We start from the raw sequence: 18,703 nt of genomic DNA on the forward strand, positions 1-18,703 counted from the left end.
CTGCCGGACATCGGCCACGGCCAACAGGCCCAGCTGATCGGTACCCAGGTCCTGCCGTTCTTCGACCAGGACGGGGTGCACGCCATCCACCGCACCTGGCGCACCGTCCTCGATGAGTATGCGGGCGAGCGGATCGCGGTCGCAGAGGCCTGGACCCCCACCGTCGAACGCACCGCCCGCTACCTGCGCCCCGACGAACTCCACCAGGCCTTCAACTTCCATTACCTGAACACCGACTGGGACGCGCCCGCCCTCCGCGAGGCGATCGACACCTCGCTCGACGCCATGCGCCCGGTCTCCGCCCCCACCACCTGGGTCCTGTCCAACCACGACGTCGTACGCCACACCACCCGCCTCGGCGGCGGCCTGGACCGCGCCCGCGCCGCCACCCTCCTGATGCTGGCGCTGCCCGGCTCCGCCTACCTCTACCAGGGCGAGGAACTGGGCCTGCCCGAGGTCACCGACCTGCCCGACGAGGTCCGCCAGGACCCGGCGTTCTTCCGCGGCCGCCGCCCCGCCCCGGCGGCCGACGCCCCCGCCGCCGACGCAGGTGACACCAGCGGCCAGGACGGCTTCCGCGACGGCTGCCGGGTCCCGCTCCCCTGGTCCGGCGAGCGGCCGCCGTACGGCTTCGGGCCCGGCGGCAGCTGGCTGCCGCAGCCCGCCGACTGGCGCGCGCTGACCGTCGCCGCACAGACCGGCGACCCCGCCTCCACCCTGGAGCTCTACCGCACCGCGCTGGCCCTGCGCCGCCGGCTGCCGGGGCTGGGCGACGGGCCGATGACCTGGGTGTCCGCGCCCGAGGGGGTGCTCGCCTTCCACCGCCCCGGCCTGCTGTGCACCGTCAACACCCTGGACCGCGACCTCGCCTTCCCGGCGCCCGGGACCCCCCTGCTGGCCAGCACCCCGGTGACCGTCAACGACGGCAGCGCGGTGCTGCCCGGTGACAGCTGCACCTGGTGGGCAATCTGACAGCCGAACGGTAAAGTCCCCCTCATGACCGCCCGGCTGGCCGATATCGCAGCACAGGCGGGTGTCAGCGAGGCCACCGTCAGCCGGGTTCTCAACGGGAAGCCCGGTGTCTCCGCCACCACCCGCCAGTTGGTGCTTGCCGCCCTCGACGTGCTGGGTTACGAACGCCCGGTGCGGCTGCGGCAGCGCAGCGCAGGGCTGGTCGGACTGATCACCCCGGAGCTGGAGAACCCGATCTTCCCGGCCTTCGCGCAGGTCATCGGGCAGGCACTGACCCGCCAGGGCTATACGCCGGTCCTCGCGACCCAGACGCCGGGCGGCTCCACGGAGGACGAGCTGACCGAGATGCTGGTCGACCGCGGGGTGGCCGGCATCATCTTCGTCTCCGGGCTGCACGCCGACACCTCCGCCGACATGCAGCGCTATGAACAGCTGCGCGGCCAGGGCGTGCCGTTCGTCCTCATCAACGGCTTCTCCGACAAGGTGCAGGCCCCGTTCGTCTCCCCCGACGACCGGGCCGCGGTGGACCTGGCGATCACCCACCTCGGCGCGCTCGGGCACCGGCGGATCGGGCTGGCACTCGGCCCGAAACGCTTCGTCCCCGTGCAGCGCAAGATCGAGGGCTTCGTCCGCAGCATGCAGGAGCGGCTGCAGACCGGCCCGGCCGAGGCGGAGCCGTTCATCCAGCACTCCCTCTACACCCTGGAGGGCGGGCAGGCCGCGGCCGGCGCGCTGATCGAGCGGGGCGCGACGGCCATCGTCTGCGCCAGCGACATGATGGCGCTCGGTGCGATCCGCGCGGCCCGCCAGCGCGGACTCGACGTCCCGCGGGACGTCTCCGTCGTCGGCTTCGACGACTCCCCCTTGATCGCCTTCACCGACCCACCGCTGACCACGATCCGGCAGCCGGTCACGGCCATGGGTCAGGCGGCGGTGCGTGCGCTGCTGGAGGAGATCGGCGGCACCCCCGCTCCCCACAGCGAGTTCGTCTTCCACCCCGAGCTGGTGGTCCGCGGCTCGACCGCCTCGGCCCCGAAAACGGCCCGGATCCCGAAGCCGCTGCGGGCTCTTTGACGTGTGCGGCCCCGAGAACGACGGGGGCCCGGCGTCCCCCTCAAGACCGATATGTGGCATCGAATACCCGACCGAAGGATGATCGGCGACACGCCCCTTTCTGGCAGACTGTCTGCCTATGGGTGATGCGAATACGAGGACTCTGGACGGCCTGCCGACCACCCCGACACCCACCGGGGAACCCGCGGTCCGTCCGGCGGACGAGGGCCGGTTGGCCCGGCTGAGGTCCCCGCGCACCCCCCGGCTCTGGTTCGAGGTCCTGCTGATCGCGGTCAGCTACTGGACGTATTCGATGATCCGCAACGCCGTTCCGGAGCAGAAGGCCAAGGCGCTGAGGAACGCCGACTGGATCTGGCAGGCGGAGCACTCCCTGGGCATCGCCGTCGAGCGTACCGTCAACCACGCGGTCGACTCCGTGACGTGGCTGATCGTGTCGATGAACTACTACTACGCGACACTGCACTTCATCGTGACGATCGGGGTGCTGGTCTGGCTCTACCGCTGGCACCCGGGCCGCTATGCCGCGGCGCGGCTGGCCCTGTTCGCCACCACCGGCGTCGCCCTGCTCGGCTATTACTTCTTCCCGCTGGCACCGCCCCGGCTGATGGCGGGCGGCGGCTTCGTCGACACCCTCGTCGACCACGGCACCTGGGGCTCGATGGCGTCCGGCAACCTCGCCTCGATGTCCAACCAGTACGCCGCGATGCCGTCGATGCACATCGGCTGGTCGCTGTGGTGCGGCATCACCATCGCCCTGCTGGCCAAGCCACTGTGGGCCAGGGTCCTCGGACTGTGCTACCCCGCCCTCACCCTCCTCGTCATCGTCTCCACCGCCAACCACTTCTGGCTGGACGCGGTGGGTGGGGTGCTGTGCCTCGCCTTCGGCTTCGGACTCGCCGGCGTGTGGTACGGGACGCTTCCCCATCGGCTGACGCGGGTCGCTGCGCTTGTCTGACTTCCCACGTGGTCGGCTTTCCCGCCGTGGGGGTTGCTCGCCGTTGCGCTTTGCGGCGCCGCCGTACGGTGTCGGCTGGCCCGCCGTGGTTGCTTCTCGCCGTTGCGCCTGCGGCGGGCTGGGTTTGTGTGGGGTGCGGTGACGGACCTCCGGGGCCTGTGGTGTGGACTGCTTCGCTTTACGTCCACACAACAGGCCCCTCCGGCCCGTCCCCTCCCGTGGGGGGAGTGAGTGACGGTGGGTGGGGGTGTACGTAAGTGGCGGGGGCGCTCAGGGTGTGTTGGGTGTGTCGCGTAGCTGGAGGAGGTACGTCGCGGTCAGTGCGACGGGGCGGTCCGCGTCATGTGACAGCTCCTTGAGGGCATGTGAGGCCGTCGGTCCCGGGATTCCTGCCAGGGCTTGGGTCAGTCGGCCGCGGGCGGGCGCGTTGGTGGTGTCGTGGGCGAGGCGGTCGACGAGTCTGGTGGCGAGCTGGTCCGCCGTCGCGGTGTCGCTCGCCAGGACGCTCAGTGCATCGGCGGCATCGGTGTCGTTCCTGCCGTCCACGATCATGTCGATGAGGGTGGGGACCGCATCGGCCACGCCCCGTGTGCCGAGCGACAGAGCCGCGTATCCGCGGACGACGGCGTCGGGGTGCGCGAGGGCATCCCGCAGGTGCGTGGTGGCCTCACCAGCGGGCAGCTCGGCGAGGGCCTGAACGGCACGTTCCCGCACCGCGGCCACCGGTGAGCCGAGGCCCTCGGCCAGCAGGGCCGGGGCGCCGTCGCCCGAGCGCGCCAGCGCCCAGCGAAGGGCCCCGGCGACGTTCGGCTCCGTCTCGCTGAGTGCCGCCTCGACCAGCGCCTCCACCGGCACCGGAACCTCGTCGACCGAGGACAGGGCCGCACGCTGACGCGTGTCGGCGCTCTTCGAGCCCAGTGCCTGGAGGAGCGCGACGACCTGGAGGACGTCCTCCCAGCCGGCGGGATCCGCGGCATGGATCCGGCGGAGCCGTGTGAGCAGCTCGGTCTCGGCCGCGATGCGGTCGCGCGTCTGGCGGATGAGGTCGTCGACGAGTGCCGAGGGCGCGAAGCCGGGTTCGTCGAGCGCGCGCCCGATCTCACGCAGCGAGAGTCCCAGCGACCGCAGGCTCTCGATGTGGAAGATCCGTTGGATGTCCTCGCCGGAGTACTCCCGATACCCGGAGCCGGTACGGCCCGAAGGGCGCACCAGACCGAGCGACTCGTAATGCCGGAGCATGCGGGCACTGACCCCGGACCGTCGCGCCACCTCACCGATCAACACGTCCTATTGTCCCTCCCGGCCGGACCCGCCGAGGGCCACGACGCGCTTCGCCTCCTCGATGGCGAACTCGAAGCCGGTGTCCGGGTCACGCAGCAGCCGTTGTGTGGCGAGCGCGTGCGCGCGCATGCGCGGGTCAGGGGCCGTCGTCGCGGAACGGAGAGCCGGCACAACCGCCTCACCCAGCGCGACCAGTGCCCGGCTGAGACTCAACTGCGTTTCCCGCTCACCGCGCCCGAGCTGCGTCGCCAACACCGTGGCCAGCGCGGACTCCTCGCCTTCCGGCACCAGCACGACCGCTGCCCGCCAGGCGGTTCGGGCCACCTCATCGTCGGCGTCGCACAGGAGTGTTCGGGTGATCGCCGGCCACGCCTGCCGGTCCCCGATCTTGGACAGCGTGTGCAGCGCCTGGCTCCGTGCCTGCGTACGCTCCGAGCGCACCTCGCGGAGCAGCTCGGGAAGCGTCATGGACACCGGATGGCGGGTGAGCGCCCAGGTCAGCATGTCGCGGACGAAGAACTCGGGCTCGATCGCGCACCGCTCGACGAGCTTGCCGACGAAGCGCGGATCAGGCGTCGTGCCGACCGCCAGTGCGGACCGCAGCCGCACTGACGAACGGCCGTCCTCCAACCCCTGGAGCGCTCGCATCGCCTCCGGGTCCTGTCTTGTGATCGTCATCGAGACCACCTCCTGGGCAAGGAGTGAAGACCCTGTCACCGTGTCAAGGTCAAGCAGGGCCAGTGACCTTCCGTCAGCTCCTCTTACGTACACCCCCACCCACCGTCACTCACTCCCCCCACGGGAGGGGACGGGCCGGAGGGGCCGGTGTGTGGGACGTAAAGCGAAGCAGTCCCACACACCGGCCCCCGAGGTCCGTCACCGCACCCCACACAAACCCAGCCCGCCGCAGGCGCAACGGCGAGAAGCAACCACGGCGGGAAAGCCAAAAACGTAGGGCGCGCCGCAAAGCGCAACGGCGAGAAGACACACGGCGGGAAAGCCGAAAACGTGGGAAGCCAAGCCAAGCGCAGCGGCTACGCTCCGTAAAAGCGTTCCTCCACCACACCCCGCGCCCGCCGCGTGATCCGCCGGTAGTCGTCGAGCAACTCGCCGACGTGCCCCTCCTCGTAGCCGAGGTAGCGGGCCACCGCCGACAGCTCCCGGCCGTCGACGGGGAACGTGTCGCCGGGGCGGCCGCGGACCAGCATCACCGCGTTGCGTACCCGGGCGGCCAGCACCCAGGCCTCGTCGAGGGTTTGGGCGTCCTCGGTGCCGATCAGCTCGGCGGCGTGCGCGGCCGCCAACGCCTCGCGGGTGCGGGTGGTGCGCAGGCCGGGGATCTCCCAGCCGTGTTGCATCTGGAGGAGCTGGACCGTCCACTCGACGTCGCTCAGGCCGCCGCGCCCCAGCTTGGCGTGGGTGGTCGGGTCCGCGCCGCGGGGCAGCCGCTCGGCCTCCATCCGGGCCTTGAGTTTGCGGATCTCGCGGACCGCCTCGTCCCCGAGCCCCTCGGCGGGGTAGCGCAGCGGGTCGATCAGGTCGATGAACCGCTGTCCCAGCTCCGCGTCGCCCGCGACCGGCTCGGCGCGCAGCAGGGCCTGCGACTCCCAGACCAGCGACCAGCGGCGGTAGTAGGCGGCGTAGGAGGCGAGCGTCCGGACGAGCGGGCCGGACCTGCCCTCCGGGCGGAGATCCGCGTCGATGGGCAACGGCGGGTCGGAGGAGGGGAGTTCGAGCAGCCGGCGCATCTCGTTGGCGACGGCCTGGGCGGCCTGGGCGGCCTCCTGCTCGTCGGCGCCCTCGCGCGGTTCGTGGACGAACAGGACGTCGGCGTCCGAGCCGTAGCTCAGCTCCCGGCCGCCGAAGCGGCCCATGCCGATCACCGCGAAGCGGGTGGGCAGGGTGTCGCCCCACTGGGCGCGGACCGCGGCACGCAGCGCGCCGGCCAGGGTCGCGGCGTTGAGGTCGGAGACCGCCGAGCCGACCGCGTCGACGGAGCGGCCGTGGTCGGTGTGCGCGGGGCTGTACTCGGTGCCGTACGCGCCGATCACATCCGCCGCGGCGGTACGGAACAGCTCCCGGCGGCGCACCCCGCGGGCCGCGGCGACCGCCGCCTCCGCACCGTCCGCGCGGCCGACCGCGGCCAGCACCTCCTGCTCCAGCGCGGCCCGGCTGCGCGCCTGGAGGCCGTCGGCGGCGCCGAGCAGGGCGACCGCCTCGGGGGCGCGGAGCAGCAGATCGGGGGCGAGCCGGCCGGCGGACAGCACCCGGGCGAGGTTCTCGGCGGCGGCGCCCTCGTCGCGCAGCAGCCGCAGGTACCAGGGTGTCTTGCCGAGGGCGTCGGAGACCTTGCGGAAGTTGAGCAGTCCGGCGTCCGGGTCGGCGGAGTCCGCGAACCAGGCCAGCAGCACCGGGAGGAGGGTCCGCTGGATGGCGGCCTTACGGGTCACGCCGGACGCCAGGGCCTCCAGGTGGCGCAGCGCGCCCACCGGGTCGGCGTAGCCGAGCGCTTCGAGGCGATGGCCGGCCGCCCGGGCGGACAGCCGGGTCTCGCCGGTCTCCAGGGTGGCGACGGCGTCGAGCAGCGGGCGGTAGAAGAGCTTCTCGTGCAGCCGGCGAACTTCCCGGGCGTGCCACTTCCACTCCTTGCGGAGGGTGTCGACGGGCTCGGTGCGCAGCCCCAACGAGCGGGCCAGGCGCCGCAGTTCGCCCTCGTCCTCGGGCATCAGATGGGTACGGCGCATCCGGAAGAGCTGGATGCGGTGCTCCAGGGTGCGCAGGAAGCGGTAGGCGGCGTCCAGGGCCGCGGCGTCCTGGCGTCCGACATAGCCGCCGGCCGCCAGTGCGGCCAGGGCGTCGAGGGTGGTGGCGCTGCGCAGGGTGGCATCGCTGCGGCCGTGCACCAACTGGAGCAGCTGGACGGCGAATTCGACGTCGCGCAGCCCGCCGGGGCCGAGCTTGAGCTCCCGTTCGACCTGTGCGGCGGGGATGTTCTCGACGACCCGGCGGCGCATCTGGCGCACATCGGCAACGAAGTTCTCCCGCTCGGCGACCTCCCACACCATGGGCGCCAGTGCGTCGATGTACTCCTCGCCCAGCCCGAGGTCACCGGCCATCGGGCGGGCCTTGAGCAGCGCCTGGAACTCCCAGGTCTTGGCCCACCGCTGGTAGTAGGCGAGATGGCTGGTGAGCGTGCGCACCAGCGGGCCGTTGCGGCCCTCGGGGCGCAGGTTGGCGTCCACCGGCCAGATGGTGCCCTCGACGGTGTTGTCCGAGCACAGCCGCATCATGCGGGCCGCGATCCGGGTCGCGGCCTGGAGTGCCTTGGCCTCGTCGACGCCTTCCTTGGCCTCGGCCACGAAGATGACATCGACGTCCGAGACGTAGTTCAGCTCCCGGCCGCCGCATTTCCCCATGCCGATGACGGCCAGTTTGCACACCGCGGCGTCGCCGGGCGCCTCTTCGTAGCTGATCTCCAGGGCGGCCCGGATCGTGGCGGTGGCCAGGTCGGCGAGCTCGGCCGCGGCCTCGGCGACATCGGTCGTCCCGCACACATCGCGGGCGGCGATCCCCAGCAGGGCGCGGCGGTAGGCGGTGCGCAGGGCGTCCGCGCGCGGCCGGTCGGCGCCGTGTTCGCCCCAGATGCCCTCGGCGAGCGCCTGCTCGAACTCGGGGGTGGTGGGGTGCAGGTCCACCGATTCGTAGGTGACCAGCGACTGCCAGTCCTGCGGATGGCGGACGAGGTGGTCGGCGAGCGCCTCGGAGGCACCGAGCACCCCCAGCAGGCGGTCGCGCAGCGGTTTCGCCGCGACGACCGTGCTGAGCAGCGTCTGCTGGGCGTCCGGCCCGCCCTGCCGCTCCACCAGCCGGGCCAGGCCGCGCAGCGCGAGATCCGGGTCCGCGGTGGCACCGAGCGCTTCGAGCAGCACCGAATCGTCGCGTACCGGGGCGAGGCCGGGGGAATCGAGCAGCTCCCCGGCCGCCGAGGGGTCGGTGAAACCGTGCCTCAGCAGCCGGGTGAAGGTGCTGCTCCGCCGTCCCTGCGGAGCGGGTAGTGCCATGGTCAGCCTCTCGGTGGCGCGGTGGCTCAGAGCACGGGCAGCATCTTGCGCAGCTCGAAGGCGGTGACCTCGGAGCGGTACTCCTCCCACTCCTGCTTCTTGTTGCGGAGGAAGAAGTCGAAGACGTGCTCACCGAGGGTCTCGGCGACCAGTTCGCTGCGCTCCATCAGGTCGATGGCCTCGCCGAGGTTCTGCGGCAGCGGCTCGATGCCCATCGCCCTGCGCTCGGAGTCGGACAGCGCCCAGACGTCGTCATCGGCGCCGGCCGGCAGCTCGTAGCCCTCCTCGATGCCCTTGAGGCCGGCCGCGAGCAGCACCGCGTACGTCAGATACGGGTTGGCGCCGGAGTCGATCGAGCGGACCTCGACCCGGGTCGAGCCCATCTTGCCGGGCTTGTACATCGGCACGCGGATCAGCGCGGAGCGGTTGTTGTGGCCCCAGCAGATGTAGGAGGGGGCCTCGCCGCCGGCGCCCGCGGTGCGGTTGGCGCCGCCCCAGATGCGCTTGTAGGAGTTGACCCACTGGTTGGTGACGGCGGAGATCTCCCCGGCGTGCCGCAGCAGGCCGGCGATGAACGAGCGGCCCACCTTGGAGAGTTGGTACTCGGCACCCGACTCGTGGAAGGCGTTGCGGTCGCCCTCGAAGAGCGAGAGGTGGGTATGCATCCCGGAGCCCGGGTACTCCGAGAACGGCTTGGGCATGAACGTCGCCTGGACGCCCTGCTCCAGCGCCACCTGCTTCATGACCAGCCGGAACGTCATGATGTTGTCGGCCGTCGAGAGGGCGTCGGCGTAGCGCAGATCGATCTCCTGCTGGCCGGGGGCGCCCTCGTGGTGACTGAACTCCACCGAGATGCCCATCGATTCCAGCATGGTGATGGCCTGCCGGCGGAAGTCCATGCCGACGTTCTGCGGGGTGTGGTCGAAGTAGCCGGAGGAGTCGCCCGGGATCGGCCGGGAGCCGTCCACGGGCTTGTCCTTGAGCAGGAAGAACTCGATCTCCGGGTGGGTGTAGAAGGTGAACCCGAGGTCGGAGGTCTTGGCCAGGATGCGCTTGAGGACGTAGCGCGGGTCGGCGTAGGAGGGGGAGCCGTCCGGCATCAGGATGTCGCAGAACATCCGGGCGGTGCCGGGGGCCTCCGCGCGCCAGGGAAGGATCTGGAAGGTGGCGGGGTCCGGCTTGGCGATCATGTCGGATTCGTACACCCGGGCGAATCCTTCGATGGCCGAGCCGTCGAAACCGATGCCCTCGTCGAAGGCCTGCTCCAGCTCCGCGGGCGCCACCGCCACGGACTTCAGGAACCCGAGCACGTCGGTGAACCACAGCCGTACGAAGCGGATGTCGCGCTCCTCCAGCGTCCGGAGCACAAACTCCTGCTGCTTGTCCATGGGTCACCAATCCTTGCAGGTCAATCAGCCTGTCGAGCCACATCGGGCAACGTGGTTCGGCACACCAGTATCACGTGAGGGGGTTACCGTCACATTACGCACCCTTGGCCTGAATCAGAACCGCCGTCCCGTAACCCTCAGCTCCATCCTTCCCGCGGCGGGCGGGCTCAGCGCCGCGGGCGGCGGCAATCGGGCGGCTTGGCCCAGTCTTGGACCCGCGCTGAGGCCACGTTGACCAGGCGTTGACGGCTCCGTTCCATGGAATTCACCGGGCGTGTACGGGCGGGTACCGGGCGTTGGGGGCGGGGCCACCCAGGACGACCCGAGATGGTTACGGACGCTCCGGGATCGCCGTGCGCGGGACGACCCGAAAGATGTTCACGGCCGCTCCGGAACCTCCGCGTCCCGCCCCGTCCCCGACAGGTCCAGCACCGCCCGCGCCACCGACGCCGGCGCATCGGCCATCAGCAGGTGGCCCGCGGGCGCGGCGAGGGCGAACCGGCCGCCCAGCTCCGCGGCGAGCCCGCGCTGCCGCTCCAGCCAGCGCAGTTGCCGTGCCGTCTCGCTGCCGTCGTACGCCGCGAGGACGGTGACCGGGGCCGCGGGCAGCGGGCGGGCCGGACGCAGCGCGGCGAGCTCCGCGGCCTGGTCGCCGTAGGTTGCGTTCTCCAGGACGCAGGCCCGCAGGACCCGGCTGGTGCGGTAGGCGTGCTCCCACGGGTGCGGCGGATGAGCGCCGACCGTCGTGGCACGGTCGATCAGCCGGCGGGCGGCCGGACCCAGGGCGCGCGGCAGCCCGGCCGCGGACACCGCGGCGGCCACCGTGCCCGCCACGGCGGTCCGCACCGCGCGCGGCAGCCGGGGCCGGGGCGCGTCCTCGATGCTGCCGTCGGCCAGCACGATCCCGGCGCAGCGCGCGGGGTGCAGCCGGGCGAACGCCTCGGCGTGGAAGCCGGCGAGCGAGTGGCCGACGACGGTGACCGGGCCGAAGTGGCCGAGCGCGTCAAGGAGGTGGGCGATCCGGTCGGCCTCGGCGGCGAGCGTGGGCGGCCCGGGGGCGGGGGCGCTCAGGCCGAGCCCGGGCCGGTCGAAGCGGACGACGGTGCGGTACGGGGCGAGCAGTGCGGCGACGGCGTCCCAGTCGTACCAGGCCATGCCGAGACCGCCGCTGAGGACGCAGACCGGCCCGCGCCCCTCGGTCAGCACATGCAGCGGCACCCCGCCGACCCGCACGAACCGGCCGGGGACGGGGAGGGGGAGCGGGTGGGGGCTCATCGGGGTCACGGACATCCAGGTGATCGGGTGGACCCGGCCGGACGCACGGGCGGGCAGGCACGCGGAAGGCGCAGAGAGCCCAAGAATAGGCAGCCGGTGGAGAGGGTCGCGGCGATACCGGCGCGGACGACCACAGGCGGCCGGTCCGGCGGCGCGGACAGGCCGGGTCCGGCGGCCGGACCCGGCGGCGGTCCCCCATTCGGCGGCGGATACCCGGAGGGTCATACCCCTAGGGGGTAGGGTGCGAAGGATGGGCCTCCCCGGCTGCCGTCCACCTCACCACCGACACCCTCACGAGGTGCTCCCCATGCGTACGCCCTCCCGCCGCGCCCTGCTCGGCGCGGGTATCGCCGTCGCCGGCAGCGGTCTGCTGCCCGCCGGTGCCACCCGCGCCTCCGGCTCCGTCCGCACCGGCAGGCACGACATGCACCACACGCACGCCACGACACCCACGCACGACAAGAACGGCATGGACGTCTCGCACGGCCCCGGCGACGACACCCCGTCCGGCTATGTCACCCCCGACGGCCCGGAGGTCGCCGAGGCCGAGCGCAAGCGTGGCTCGGGCCCCGTACGCAGCGCCACGCTGACCGCCACCGAGACCGAGCTGGACCTGGGCGGTCACACCGTCCGGACCTGGGCGTACGACGGCCGGCTGCCCGGCAGGGAGATCCGGGTCACGGCGGGCGACCGGCTCACCCTGACCCTCGCCAACCACCTTCCGCAGTCCACGACCCTGCACTGGCACGGGCTGGCGGTGCGCAACGACATGGACGGCGTCCCCGGCCTGACCCAGCGGTCCCTCACGTCCGGCGCCACCTTCGACTACCACTTCGCGATCACCGAGCCCGGCACCCACTGGGTACATCCGCACTCGGGGACCCAGCTGGACCGCGGGCTGTACGCGCCGTTGATCGTCGACGACCCCAAGGAGCCGCTCTCGTACGACAGGGAGTGGATCGTCATGATCGACGACTGGCTCGACGGGGTCGACGGCAGCCAACCGGAGGCGGTGCTGGCCGAGCTGAGCGGGGGGCGGGTCGGCGGCGGCACGGGCCATGACGACATGAACATGGGCGGCGACGGCGGGAAGAAGGGGTCGGCGGGCACCGCGAACGGCCCGTCCCGGATGCTGACGGGCGCCAAGAGCAGGCTGCTCGGCGGCGACGCGGGCGATGTGGACCACCCGTTCCACCTCATCAACGGCCGGAGCACCAAGGACCCGGAGACCTTCCGGGCCCGGCCCGGCGACCGGATCCGGATCCGCTTCATCAACGCGGGCGCCGACACCGCCTACCGGGTGGCGCTCGGCGGCCACCGGATGACCGTGACCCACACCGACGGCTGGCCCGTCGAGCACACCGAGACCGACGCGCTGCTGCTCGGGATGGCCGAGCGCTATGACGTCCTGGTCACGGCCGGGGACGGGGTCTTCCCTCTCACCGCGCTCGCCGAGGGCAAGAAGCGCTCCGCGCTGGCCGTGCTGCGCACCGGCGACGGCGAGGCGCCCGGTGAGTCCGCCCGGCCCCGGGAACTGCGCGGCGAGGTGCTGACCGCGGACCGGCTGCGGGCCGCGGAGTCGGTCCGGCTCGGCTCGCGGAGCCCCGACCGCACCCTGACGATGACCGCCACCGGCACCATGCGGAAGTGGGACTGGGCGATCAATTCGAAGCCGTACACCTCGTCCCAGCGGTATCCCGTCGAGGCAGGTGAGCGGGTCCGGATCCGCTTCCGCAACCACACCCGGATGTGGCACCCGATGCATCTGCACGGCCACACCTTCGCGCTGCCCGACGACGGCCCCCGCAAGGACACCCTGAGTCTGCTGCCCGGCCGGTCCCTGAACGTCGACTTCGACGCCGACAACCCCGGACTGTGGATGGTCCACTGCCACAACGTCTATCACTCGGAGTCGGGGATGATGACGGTCGTCGGCTACCGGAGGACGTAGCGGAAGCGGACCGCCGGCCACTCCCCGGCCTATTGCGTCAGAAAGACGATTAGACTGGCGGGGTGCCTCAACTTCGTCTCGCCCTCAATCAGATCGATTCGTGCGTCGGCGATCTCGCCCGGAACGCCGAGACGATCCTGCAGTGGACCCGGCACGCCGCCGACCAGGGCGCCCACCTCGTCGCCTTCCCCGAGATGGCACTGACCGGCTATCCCGTCGAGGACCTCGCGCTGCGCCGGTCGTTCGTCGAGGCGAGCCGCGGTGCGCTGCGGACGCTGGCCGGCCGGCTGGCCGAGCAGGGCCTGGGCGACCTCCCGGTGATCGTCGGCTATCTCGACCGCGGGGCGCAGGACACACCCCGCTACGGCAAGCCCGCGGGCGCCCCCCAGAATGCCGCGGCCGTCCTCCACCACGGCGAGATCGCGCTCACCTTCTCCAAACACCACCTTCCCAACTACGGAGTCTTCGACGAGTTCCGCTACTTCGTCCCCGGCGACACCCTGCCCGTCGTCCGGGTGCACGGGGTGGATGTGGCGCTCGCCATCTGCGAGGACCTGTGGCAGGACGGCGGCCGGGTGCCGGCGACGCGGAGCGCGGGCGCCGGGCTGCTGGTGTCGGTCAACGCCTCGCCGTACGAGCGGGACAAGGACGACACCCGGCTGGAGCTGGTCCGTAGGCGGGCCAAGGAAGCCGGCTGCACCACCGCCTATCTGGCGATGATCGGCGGGCAGGACGAGCTGGTCTTCGACGGTGACTCGATCGTCGTCGACAGGGACGGCACGGTGATCGCGCGGGCACCGCAGTTCGCGGAGGGCTGTGTCCTGGTCGACCTGGACCTGCCGGCCGCGGCCCCGCAGCCGCCCTCCGGCGTCCTGGACGACGGGCTGCGCGTCGACCACCGCGTCCTCACCCCGGACCCGCTGCCGCACTATGCGCCCGAGACCCCCGGGGGTGAGGCCGAACGCCTCACGGACCTCGAAGAGATCTACACCGCGCTGGTCGTCGGGCTGCGCGCGTACGTCGCAAAGAACGGCTTCCGCAGTGTGGTGCTCGGCCTCTCCGGCGGGATCGACTCGGCGCTGGTCGCCGCCCTCGCCTGTGACGCGGTGGGGGCCTCCCAGGTCCACGCGGTGGCGATGCCCTCCCGCTACTCGTCCGAGCACTCCCTGACCGACGCCGCCGAACTCGCCCGGCGGACCGGCCTGTCCTTCCGTACGGTGCCGATCGGCCCGATGTTCGACGCGTACATGGAGGCGCTGCCGCTGACCGGTCTGGCCGAGGAGAATCTGCAGTCGCGGCTGCGCGGCACCACCTTGATGGCGATTTCCAACCAGGAGGGCCATCTGGTCCTCGCGCCCGGCAACAAGTCCGAGCTGGCGTGCGGCTATTCGACCCTGTACGGCGATTCGGTCGGCGGCTACGGCCCCATCAAGGACGTCTACAAGTCCGTCGTCTATCAACTGGCCCGCTGGCGCAACCAGGCCGCCGCCGAGCGCGGCCACACCCCGCCGATCCCGGAGCACACCCTCACCAAGCCGCCGAGCGCCGAACTCCGCCCCGGCCAGGTCGACACCGACTCACTGCCCGACTACGACGTCCTGGACCGCATCCTGGAGCTCTACGTCGACCGTGACCAGGGCCGCGAGGAGATCGTCGGCCAGGGCTTCGACGACGGGCTGGTGACGCGGGTGCTGCGGATGGTCGACCGGGCCGAATACAAGCGCCGCCAGTACCCGCCGGGCCCCAAGATCTCCTCGAAGGGATTCGGCAAGGACCGCCGGCTGCCGATCACCAACCACTGGCGGGAAGGCGGCTGACGGACGGCGGCGGGAGGACGGGCGGACGGCGGACGGCGGCCGGCGGGTAGGCGGCCGGCGGGTAGGCGGTCGCCTCAGCCCGTACGCGCCTCGGGCCCGTACGCGCCTCAGCCCCGGCACTCCCCGGCCGGCAGCTCCGCGCCGGTGGTCGGCTCCACGCCGGTGGCCGCCGCCGCGTCCGGTGCGGCGCTGCGGGCCACGATCCGGGAGGCGTCGTGGGCGCCGCGGTCCAGGAAGCCGGCCAGGACGGCGACGGCCAGGCCCAGGGCGGCCAGGACCGCGCCGACCAGGGACGGGGAGGTCCAGCCCCAGCCGGCCGCCAGGGCCAGGCCGCCCACCCAGGCGCCGCCGGCGTTGGCCAGGTTGAAGGCGGACTGGTTGGCGGCGGCGGCCAGGGTCGGGGCCTGCTGGGCCTGGTGCATGACCAGCATCTGGAGCGGGGTGGTGGTCAGGAAGCCGACGGCTCCGATGAGGACGACCGTCACCAGCGCCGCCCCCTTCATGGGGGCGGTGAAGTGAAAGGCCGTCAGGACGAGGGTCAGGGCCGCCAGGGAGCCGTAGAGGGTGGGGCGCAGGGCCCGGTCGGTGAGCGGGCCCGCCGCCAGGGCGCCGAGGGTCATCCCGATGCCGAAGAGGGCCAGCACCAGCGGGACCGAGCCCGCCGCGAAGCCGGTGACCTCGGTCATCATCGACGCGAGGTAGCTGTAGACGGCGAAGACCCCGGCGAAGCCGAAGACGGTGGTGAGCAGGCCGAGCAGCACCTGGTGGTGGCCCAGCGCGCGCAGTTCGCGGCCCAGGCCGGTGCGTGCGCCGGCCGGCAGCGGCGGCAGGAGCCGGACCAGCGCGGCCATCGCGACCAGGCCGATGGCGGCCACGACCAGGAACGTGGCGCGCCAGCCGAGCTGCTGGCCCAGGAGGGTCGCGACGGGGACGCCGACGATGTTGGCGATGGTCAGGCCGAGGAACATCGTGGCGACCGCGCGGGCCTGCCGGCCCTCGCGCACCAGCCGGGCCGCGACCACCGCGCCGACGCCGAAGAACGCCCCGTGCGGCAGGCCGGCCAGCAGGCGGCCGGCGATCAGCAGGCCGAAGGTGGGCGCCAGGGCGGAGGCGAGGTTGCCGACCGTGAAGACCGCCATCAGCGCCACCAGCATCCGCCGGCGCGGCATGCGGGAGCCGAGGGCGGTCAGGAGCGGGGCGCCGACGACGACGCCGAGGGCGTAGGCGGAGACGAGGTGGCCGGCGGTGGGCACCGAGGTGCCCAGATCGTCCGCGACATCGGGCAGCAGGCCCATCATCACGAATTCGGTGGTGCCGATACCGAAGGCCGAGATCGCGAGCGCGAGCAGAGCCAAGGGCATGAAAGACCTTCCAGGGGTGGGCGTGCGGACGGGCACGCGGACAACGGACCGTAAGCGCTAAGTTCTCTTACGGAACAAAGTCTCTCAGGCCAGGTATTCCGGCAGGGGAACGGGGCGTGACGCCCCCGTTTCCGCTCTCCGTCGGCCGCGCGCCCCGCCGTCCGTCAGATCTTCACCGACGCCGCGATCGGCAGATGGTCACTGCCGGTCGACGGCATCACCCAGGCCTTGACCGGGGACATCCCCTTCATCATGATCTGGTCGATCCGGGCCATCGGGAACGATGCCGGCCAGGTGAAGCCGAAGCCGTCGCCCGCCGCTCCCTGCGCGGAGCGCATCTGGGAGGTGACCGGGGCCAGCGAGCGGTCGTTCATGGTCCCGTTGAGGTCGCCGAGCAGCACGACCTTCTTCACCGGGTCGGCGGCGATCGCCTCACCCAGCGCCTTGGCGCTGGCGTCGCGCGGGTTGGCGGTGAAGCCCTTCTGGGGGTTGACCCGTACCGACGGCAGATGGGCGACGTAGACGGCGAACTGCTGACCGTCGGAGGCGGTGACGGTGGCCCGCAGCGCGCGGTTCCACCCCATCTTGGTGTCCACCGGCCGGGTGTCGGACAGCGGGCGCTTGCTCCACAGGCCGACCGTGCCCTCGATCGTGTGGTACGGATACGCCTTCGCCAGCTCCTGGCGGTAGGTCGGCAACGCGTCTCCGAGCTCCTCCAGGGCCACCACCTCGGCGCCGGACGCCACGAGATCCTTTGCGGTGCCCGCCGGGTCGGGGTTGTCGACACTGACGTTGTGGGTGACGACGGTGACGTTGCCGCCCTCGCCGGCCTTGTCGGTGACCTGGCTCCCGAAGAGGTTGACCCACACGAAGGCCGGCAGCAGCAGGGCGACCAGTGCGGTGGCCGAGCGGCGCAGCACCGCGGCGACGAGCAGCAGCGGGATGCCCAGCCCCACCCACGGCAGGAAGGTCTCCAGCAGACTGCCCAGGTTTCCCACGGTGTTGGGGACCCGGGCGTGCAGAATCATCAGCAGCCCGAGCACGACGGCGAGCACCGCGAGGACGATGCCGCGCCGCCACATGCCGTCGGGGCGCCACCAGTTCCGCAGGCGTGCGGCCCGGGAACCGGCTTGCCCGGCGTTGTGCCCCTGCCCCGGTTCCGTCATGTATGCCTGCGCCATGTAGCCGTCCTCACTGCCTTGCTCCGCTGCGCCTCACCTGTGGTCTCCGACCCTAGGCGATGGTCCGTAATGCGCTTTCTTAGAAGTGAGGACGGCGCGCTGCCGGGTCGAGGTTCCGGCCTCGGGACGTGTGACAACGGCTGTGACAGAACGGGCATGGTCCCGTCATGAGGCACCCCAGTTGTGACGACAGGCCCGGATGTTCGCCGTTCGCGGCAATGGTGCCTGAACACGTCGAATCCGCTGGTCAACCGGCCAACTGGCCAATGCGGCACGCGCGGGACCGGCGGGCCGCCGTGGCTCCCCGCCGCCGGCTCCTCACCCCCGCCGCGTGCCGGGCAGCAGTTCGACCCGGATGCCCGCGCCGTCCTGGATGACATACGTGGGGCCGGTCCCGGCGGTCCAGCCGACGGGCAGCAGGTAGTACCGGCCGTTGCGTTCGATGAGCCGACGCAGGCCGGTGTAGCGGTAGCGGTAGCGCACCCCGGACCCCAGGTCCTCCACCGTCAGCCCCGGACCTGCCAGGCCGAGCCGGGCGGTGCTCAGCAGGACGACGGCGGTGCGGCGCGGGAGGTTCGCGGCGGCCTCGCGGGCCTCGCCCGCGGCGAGTTGGCCGGTGGCGAGGCTGAGCGCCCACATCACCAGGAGGCCGGCCGCGAAGACGGGCGCCGCCTTGCTCCACACTCCCGGCGGGGCGGCCGCGTCGGGAGCCCGCCCGCGCTGACCCAGGAGTACCCCGACCCCGAGCAGCGCCGGGCCGGACCACTCATAGGGCCGGATGTACGGCCAAAGGAGCAGAAGGACGACGCCGGCCCCCACGACGTACAGGTGTGCCCGTGCCGCGGCCCGCAGGCCCCGGTCCACCGCCCGCACCACCCGGCCCTGGCCGGGAACCGGTTCCCCGGTGGCGAAGTGACGTGCCGCCAGGACCGCGACGGTCAGGACGATCGCGGCGGACGCGGTCAGGAGGTTCAGGCTCTGCAGCGCCAGCTCGGCGAAGCCGAAGCCGAGACTGAAGGCGTCCACCCGGAAGTAGTGGTAGTAGGCCGTCAAATAGACCGCACCGAGGAAGTACATGACCGCCACGAGGAAGGAGGCCTGCGCCGTCACGGTCCCGAGCAGCCCGGCGGCGGTACGCTCCGCCGGCCTCGACTCCGGGGGCACGGGTGCCGGCGCCGCCACCCGGACGCGCGCCGGCCGGCCGGTCCGCGCGGCCGTGGGGGAACGGCGGGTGGGCGCGCGCCGGCCCCCGGCAGCGCCGACGGCCGGACCGGACCGGCGGGGGCTCACGTGCCGGACGGGGACGGGCAGGTTTCCCCCGGCGAAGGATCGGAGCCGGGGGGGTCCGAAGGGAGGGGGGACCGAGTCGCCGTGGGCGGCAACGACG

13 protein-coding genes are annotated in these 18,703 nt (G+C 72.3%); 5 read left to right on the plus strand and 8 right to left on the minus strand.

Annotated features, from left to right (window positions below; translation table 11 throughout):
• The 3 genes from EST92_RS24365 to EST92_RS24375 form a co-directional block, all read left to right on the plus strand.
• A partial coding sequence (locus tag EST92_RS24365; protein WP_129282939.1) for an alpha-amylase family glycosyl hydrolase occupies positions 1 to 972 on the plus strand: 972 nt, incomplete at its 5' end.
• 24 nt (positions 973 to 996) lie between these two features.
• Positions 997 to 2,046: a LacI family DNA-binding transcriptional regulator gene (locus EST92_RS24370; RefSeq protein WP_129251031.1), complete on the plus strand. Its 1,050-nt coding sequence runs from the start codon at positions 997 to 999 to the stop codon at positions 2,044 to 2,046.
• A gap of 118 nt (positions 2,047 to 2,164) precedes the next feature.
• Complete coding sequence (locus EST92_RS24375; RefSeq protein ID WP_174244118.1) at positions 2,165 to 3,001, plus strand: phosphatase PAP2 family protein; 837 nt, start codon at positions 2,165 to 2,167, stop codon at positions 2,999 to 3,001.
• Between the two features lie 270 nt (positions 3,002 to 3,271).
• Here EST92_RS24375 and EST92_RS24380 read toward each other — a convergent pair whose 3' ends face one another.
• The 5 genes from EST92_RS24380 to EST92_RS24400 form a co-directional block, all read right to left on the minus strand.
• The gene (locus tag EST92_RS24380) at positions 3,272 to 4,285 is read right to left on the minus strand and encodes a MerR family transcriptional regulator (protein WP_129282940.1); all 1,014 of its coding nucleotides are present in this window, start codon (positions 4,283 to 4,285) and stop codon (positions 3,272 to 3,274) included.
• A gap of 3 nt (positions 4,286 to 4,288) precedes the next feature.
• Positions 4,289 to 4,960, minus strand: coding sequence for a HEAT repeat domain-containing protein (locus tag EST92_RS24385; RefSeq protein ID WP_129282941.1), 672 nt, complete (start codon positions 4,958 to 4,960; stop codon positions 4,289 to 4,291).
• A 356-nt stretch (positions 4,961 to 5,316) separates the two neighbouring features.
• On the minus strand, positions 5,317 to 8,343 hold the full coding sequence (locus EST92_RS24390; RefSeq protein WP_129282942.1) for a bifunctional [glutamine synthetase] adenylyltransferase/[glutamine synthetase]-adenylyl-L-tyrosine phosphorylase: 3,027 nt from the start codon (positions 8,341 to 8,343) through the stop codon (positions 5,317 to 5,319).
• Between the two features lie 26 nt (positions 8,344 to 8,369).
• Positions 8,370 to 9,731, minus strand: coding sequence for a type I glutamate--ammonia ligase (glnA, locus tag EST92_RS24395; protein ID WP_129282943.1), 1,362 nt, complete (start codon positions 9,729 to 9,731; stop codon positions 8,370 to 8,372).
• A 378-nt stretch (positions 9,732 to 10,109) separates the two neighbouring features.
• Positions 10,110 to 11,021 carry an alpha/beta hydrolase gene (locus tag EST92_RS24400; RefSeq protein ID WP_254068984.1) on the minus strand — a complete coding sequence of 304 codons (912 nt, stop codon included), beginning with the start codon at positions 11,019 to 11,021 and terminating at the stop codon, positions 10,110 to 10,112.
• A 292-nt stretch (positions 11,022 to 11,313) separates the two neighbouring features.
• Here EST92_RS24400 and EST92_RS24405 point away from each other — a divergent pair, with 292 nt between their 5' ends.
• Together EST92_RS24405 and EST92_RS24410 are read left to right on the plus strand one after the other, a co-directional pair.
• Positions 11,314 to 12,957, plus strand: a complete 1,644-nt coding sequence (locus EST92_RS24405; RefSeq protein ID WP_129282944.1) for a multicopper oxidase family protein — start codon at positions 11,314 to 11,316, stop codon at positions 12,955 to 12,957.
• A 62-nt stretch (positions 12,958 to 13,019) separates the two neighbouring features.
• Positions 13,020 to 14,774 carry an NAD+ synthase gene (locus EST92_RS24410; RefSeq protein ID WP_129282945.1) on the plus strand — a complete coding sequence of 585 codons (1,755 nt, stop codon included), beginning with the start codon at positions 13,020 to 13,022 and terminating at the stop codon, positions 14,772 to 14,774.
• Positions 14,775 to 14,881: 107 nt separating this feature from the next.
• Here the strand turns inward: EST92_RS24410 and EST92_RS24415 are convergent, their stop codons facing one another.
• From EST92_RS24415 to EST92_RS24425, 3 genes are all read right to left on the minus strand, one after another.
• Positions 14,882 to 16,135: an MFS transporter gene (locus EST92_RS24415; RefSeq protein WP_129282946.1), complete on the minus strand. Its 1,254-nt coding sequence runs from the start codon at positions 16,133 to 16,135 to the stop codon at positions 14,882 to 14,884.
• Positions 16,136 to 16,299: 164 nt separating this feature from the next.
• Entirely contained in the window at positions 16,300 to 17,316 is a 1,017-nt protein-coding gene (locus EST92_RS24420; protein WP_129282947.1) for an endonuclease/exonuclease/phosphatase family protein, read from the minus strand.
• A 318-nt stretch (positions 17,317 to 17,634) separates the two neighbouring features.
• Complete coding sequence (locus EST92_RS24425; RefSeq protein WP_129282948.1) at positions 17,635 to 18,426, minus strand: hypothetical protein; 792 nt, start codon at positions 18,424 to 18,426, stop codon at positions 17,635 to 17,637.
• Positions 18,427 to 18,703: the final 277 nt, after the last annotated feature.

This window comes from Streptomyces sp. TM32, assembly GCF_004122755.1.
GTDB classification, from domain to species: Bacteria; Actinomycetota; Actinomycetes; order Streptomycetales; family Streptomycetaceae; genus Streptomyces; species Streptomyces sioyaensis.

Coding starts and splice junctions, on each gene's coding strand:
- EST92_RS24370 (WP_129251031.1), top strand. CDS start 997: ATGACCGCCCGGCTGGCCGATATCGCAGCACAGGCGGGTGTCAGCGAG.
- EST92_RS24375 (WP_174244118.1), top strand. CDS start 2,165: ATGGGTGATGCGAATACGAGGACTCTGGACGGCCTGCCGACCACCCCG.
- EST92_RS24385 (WP_129282941.1), bottom strand. CDS start 4,960: ATGACGATCACAAGACAGGACCCGGAGGCGATGCGAGCGCTCCAGGGG.
- EST92_RS24390 (WP_129282942.1), bottom strand. CDS start 8,343: ATGGCACTACCCGCTCCGCAGGGACGGCGGAGCAGCACCTTCACCCGG.
- glnA (WP_129282943.1), bottom strand. CDS start 9,731: ATGGACAAGCAGCAGGAGTTTGTGCTCCGGACGCTGGAGGAGCGCGAC.
- EST92_RS24400 (WP_254068984.1), bottom strand. CDS start 11,021: ATGTCCGTGACCCCGATGAGCCCCCACCCGCTCCCCCTCCCCGTCCCC.
- EST92_RS24405 (WP_129282944.1), top strand. CDS start 11,314: ATGCGTACGCCCTCCCGCCGCGCCCTGCTCGGCGCGGGTATCGCCGTC.
- EST92_RS24415 (WP_129282946.1), bottom strand. CDS start 16,135: ATGCCCTTGGCTCTGCTCGCGCTCGCGATCTCGGCCTTCGGTATCGGC.
- EST92_RS24420 (WP_129282947.1), bottom strand. CDS start 17,316: ATGGCGCAGGCATACATGACGGAACCGGGGCAGGGGCACAACGCCGGG.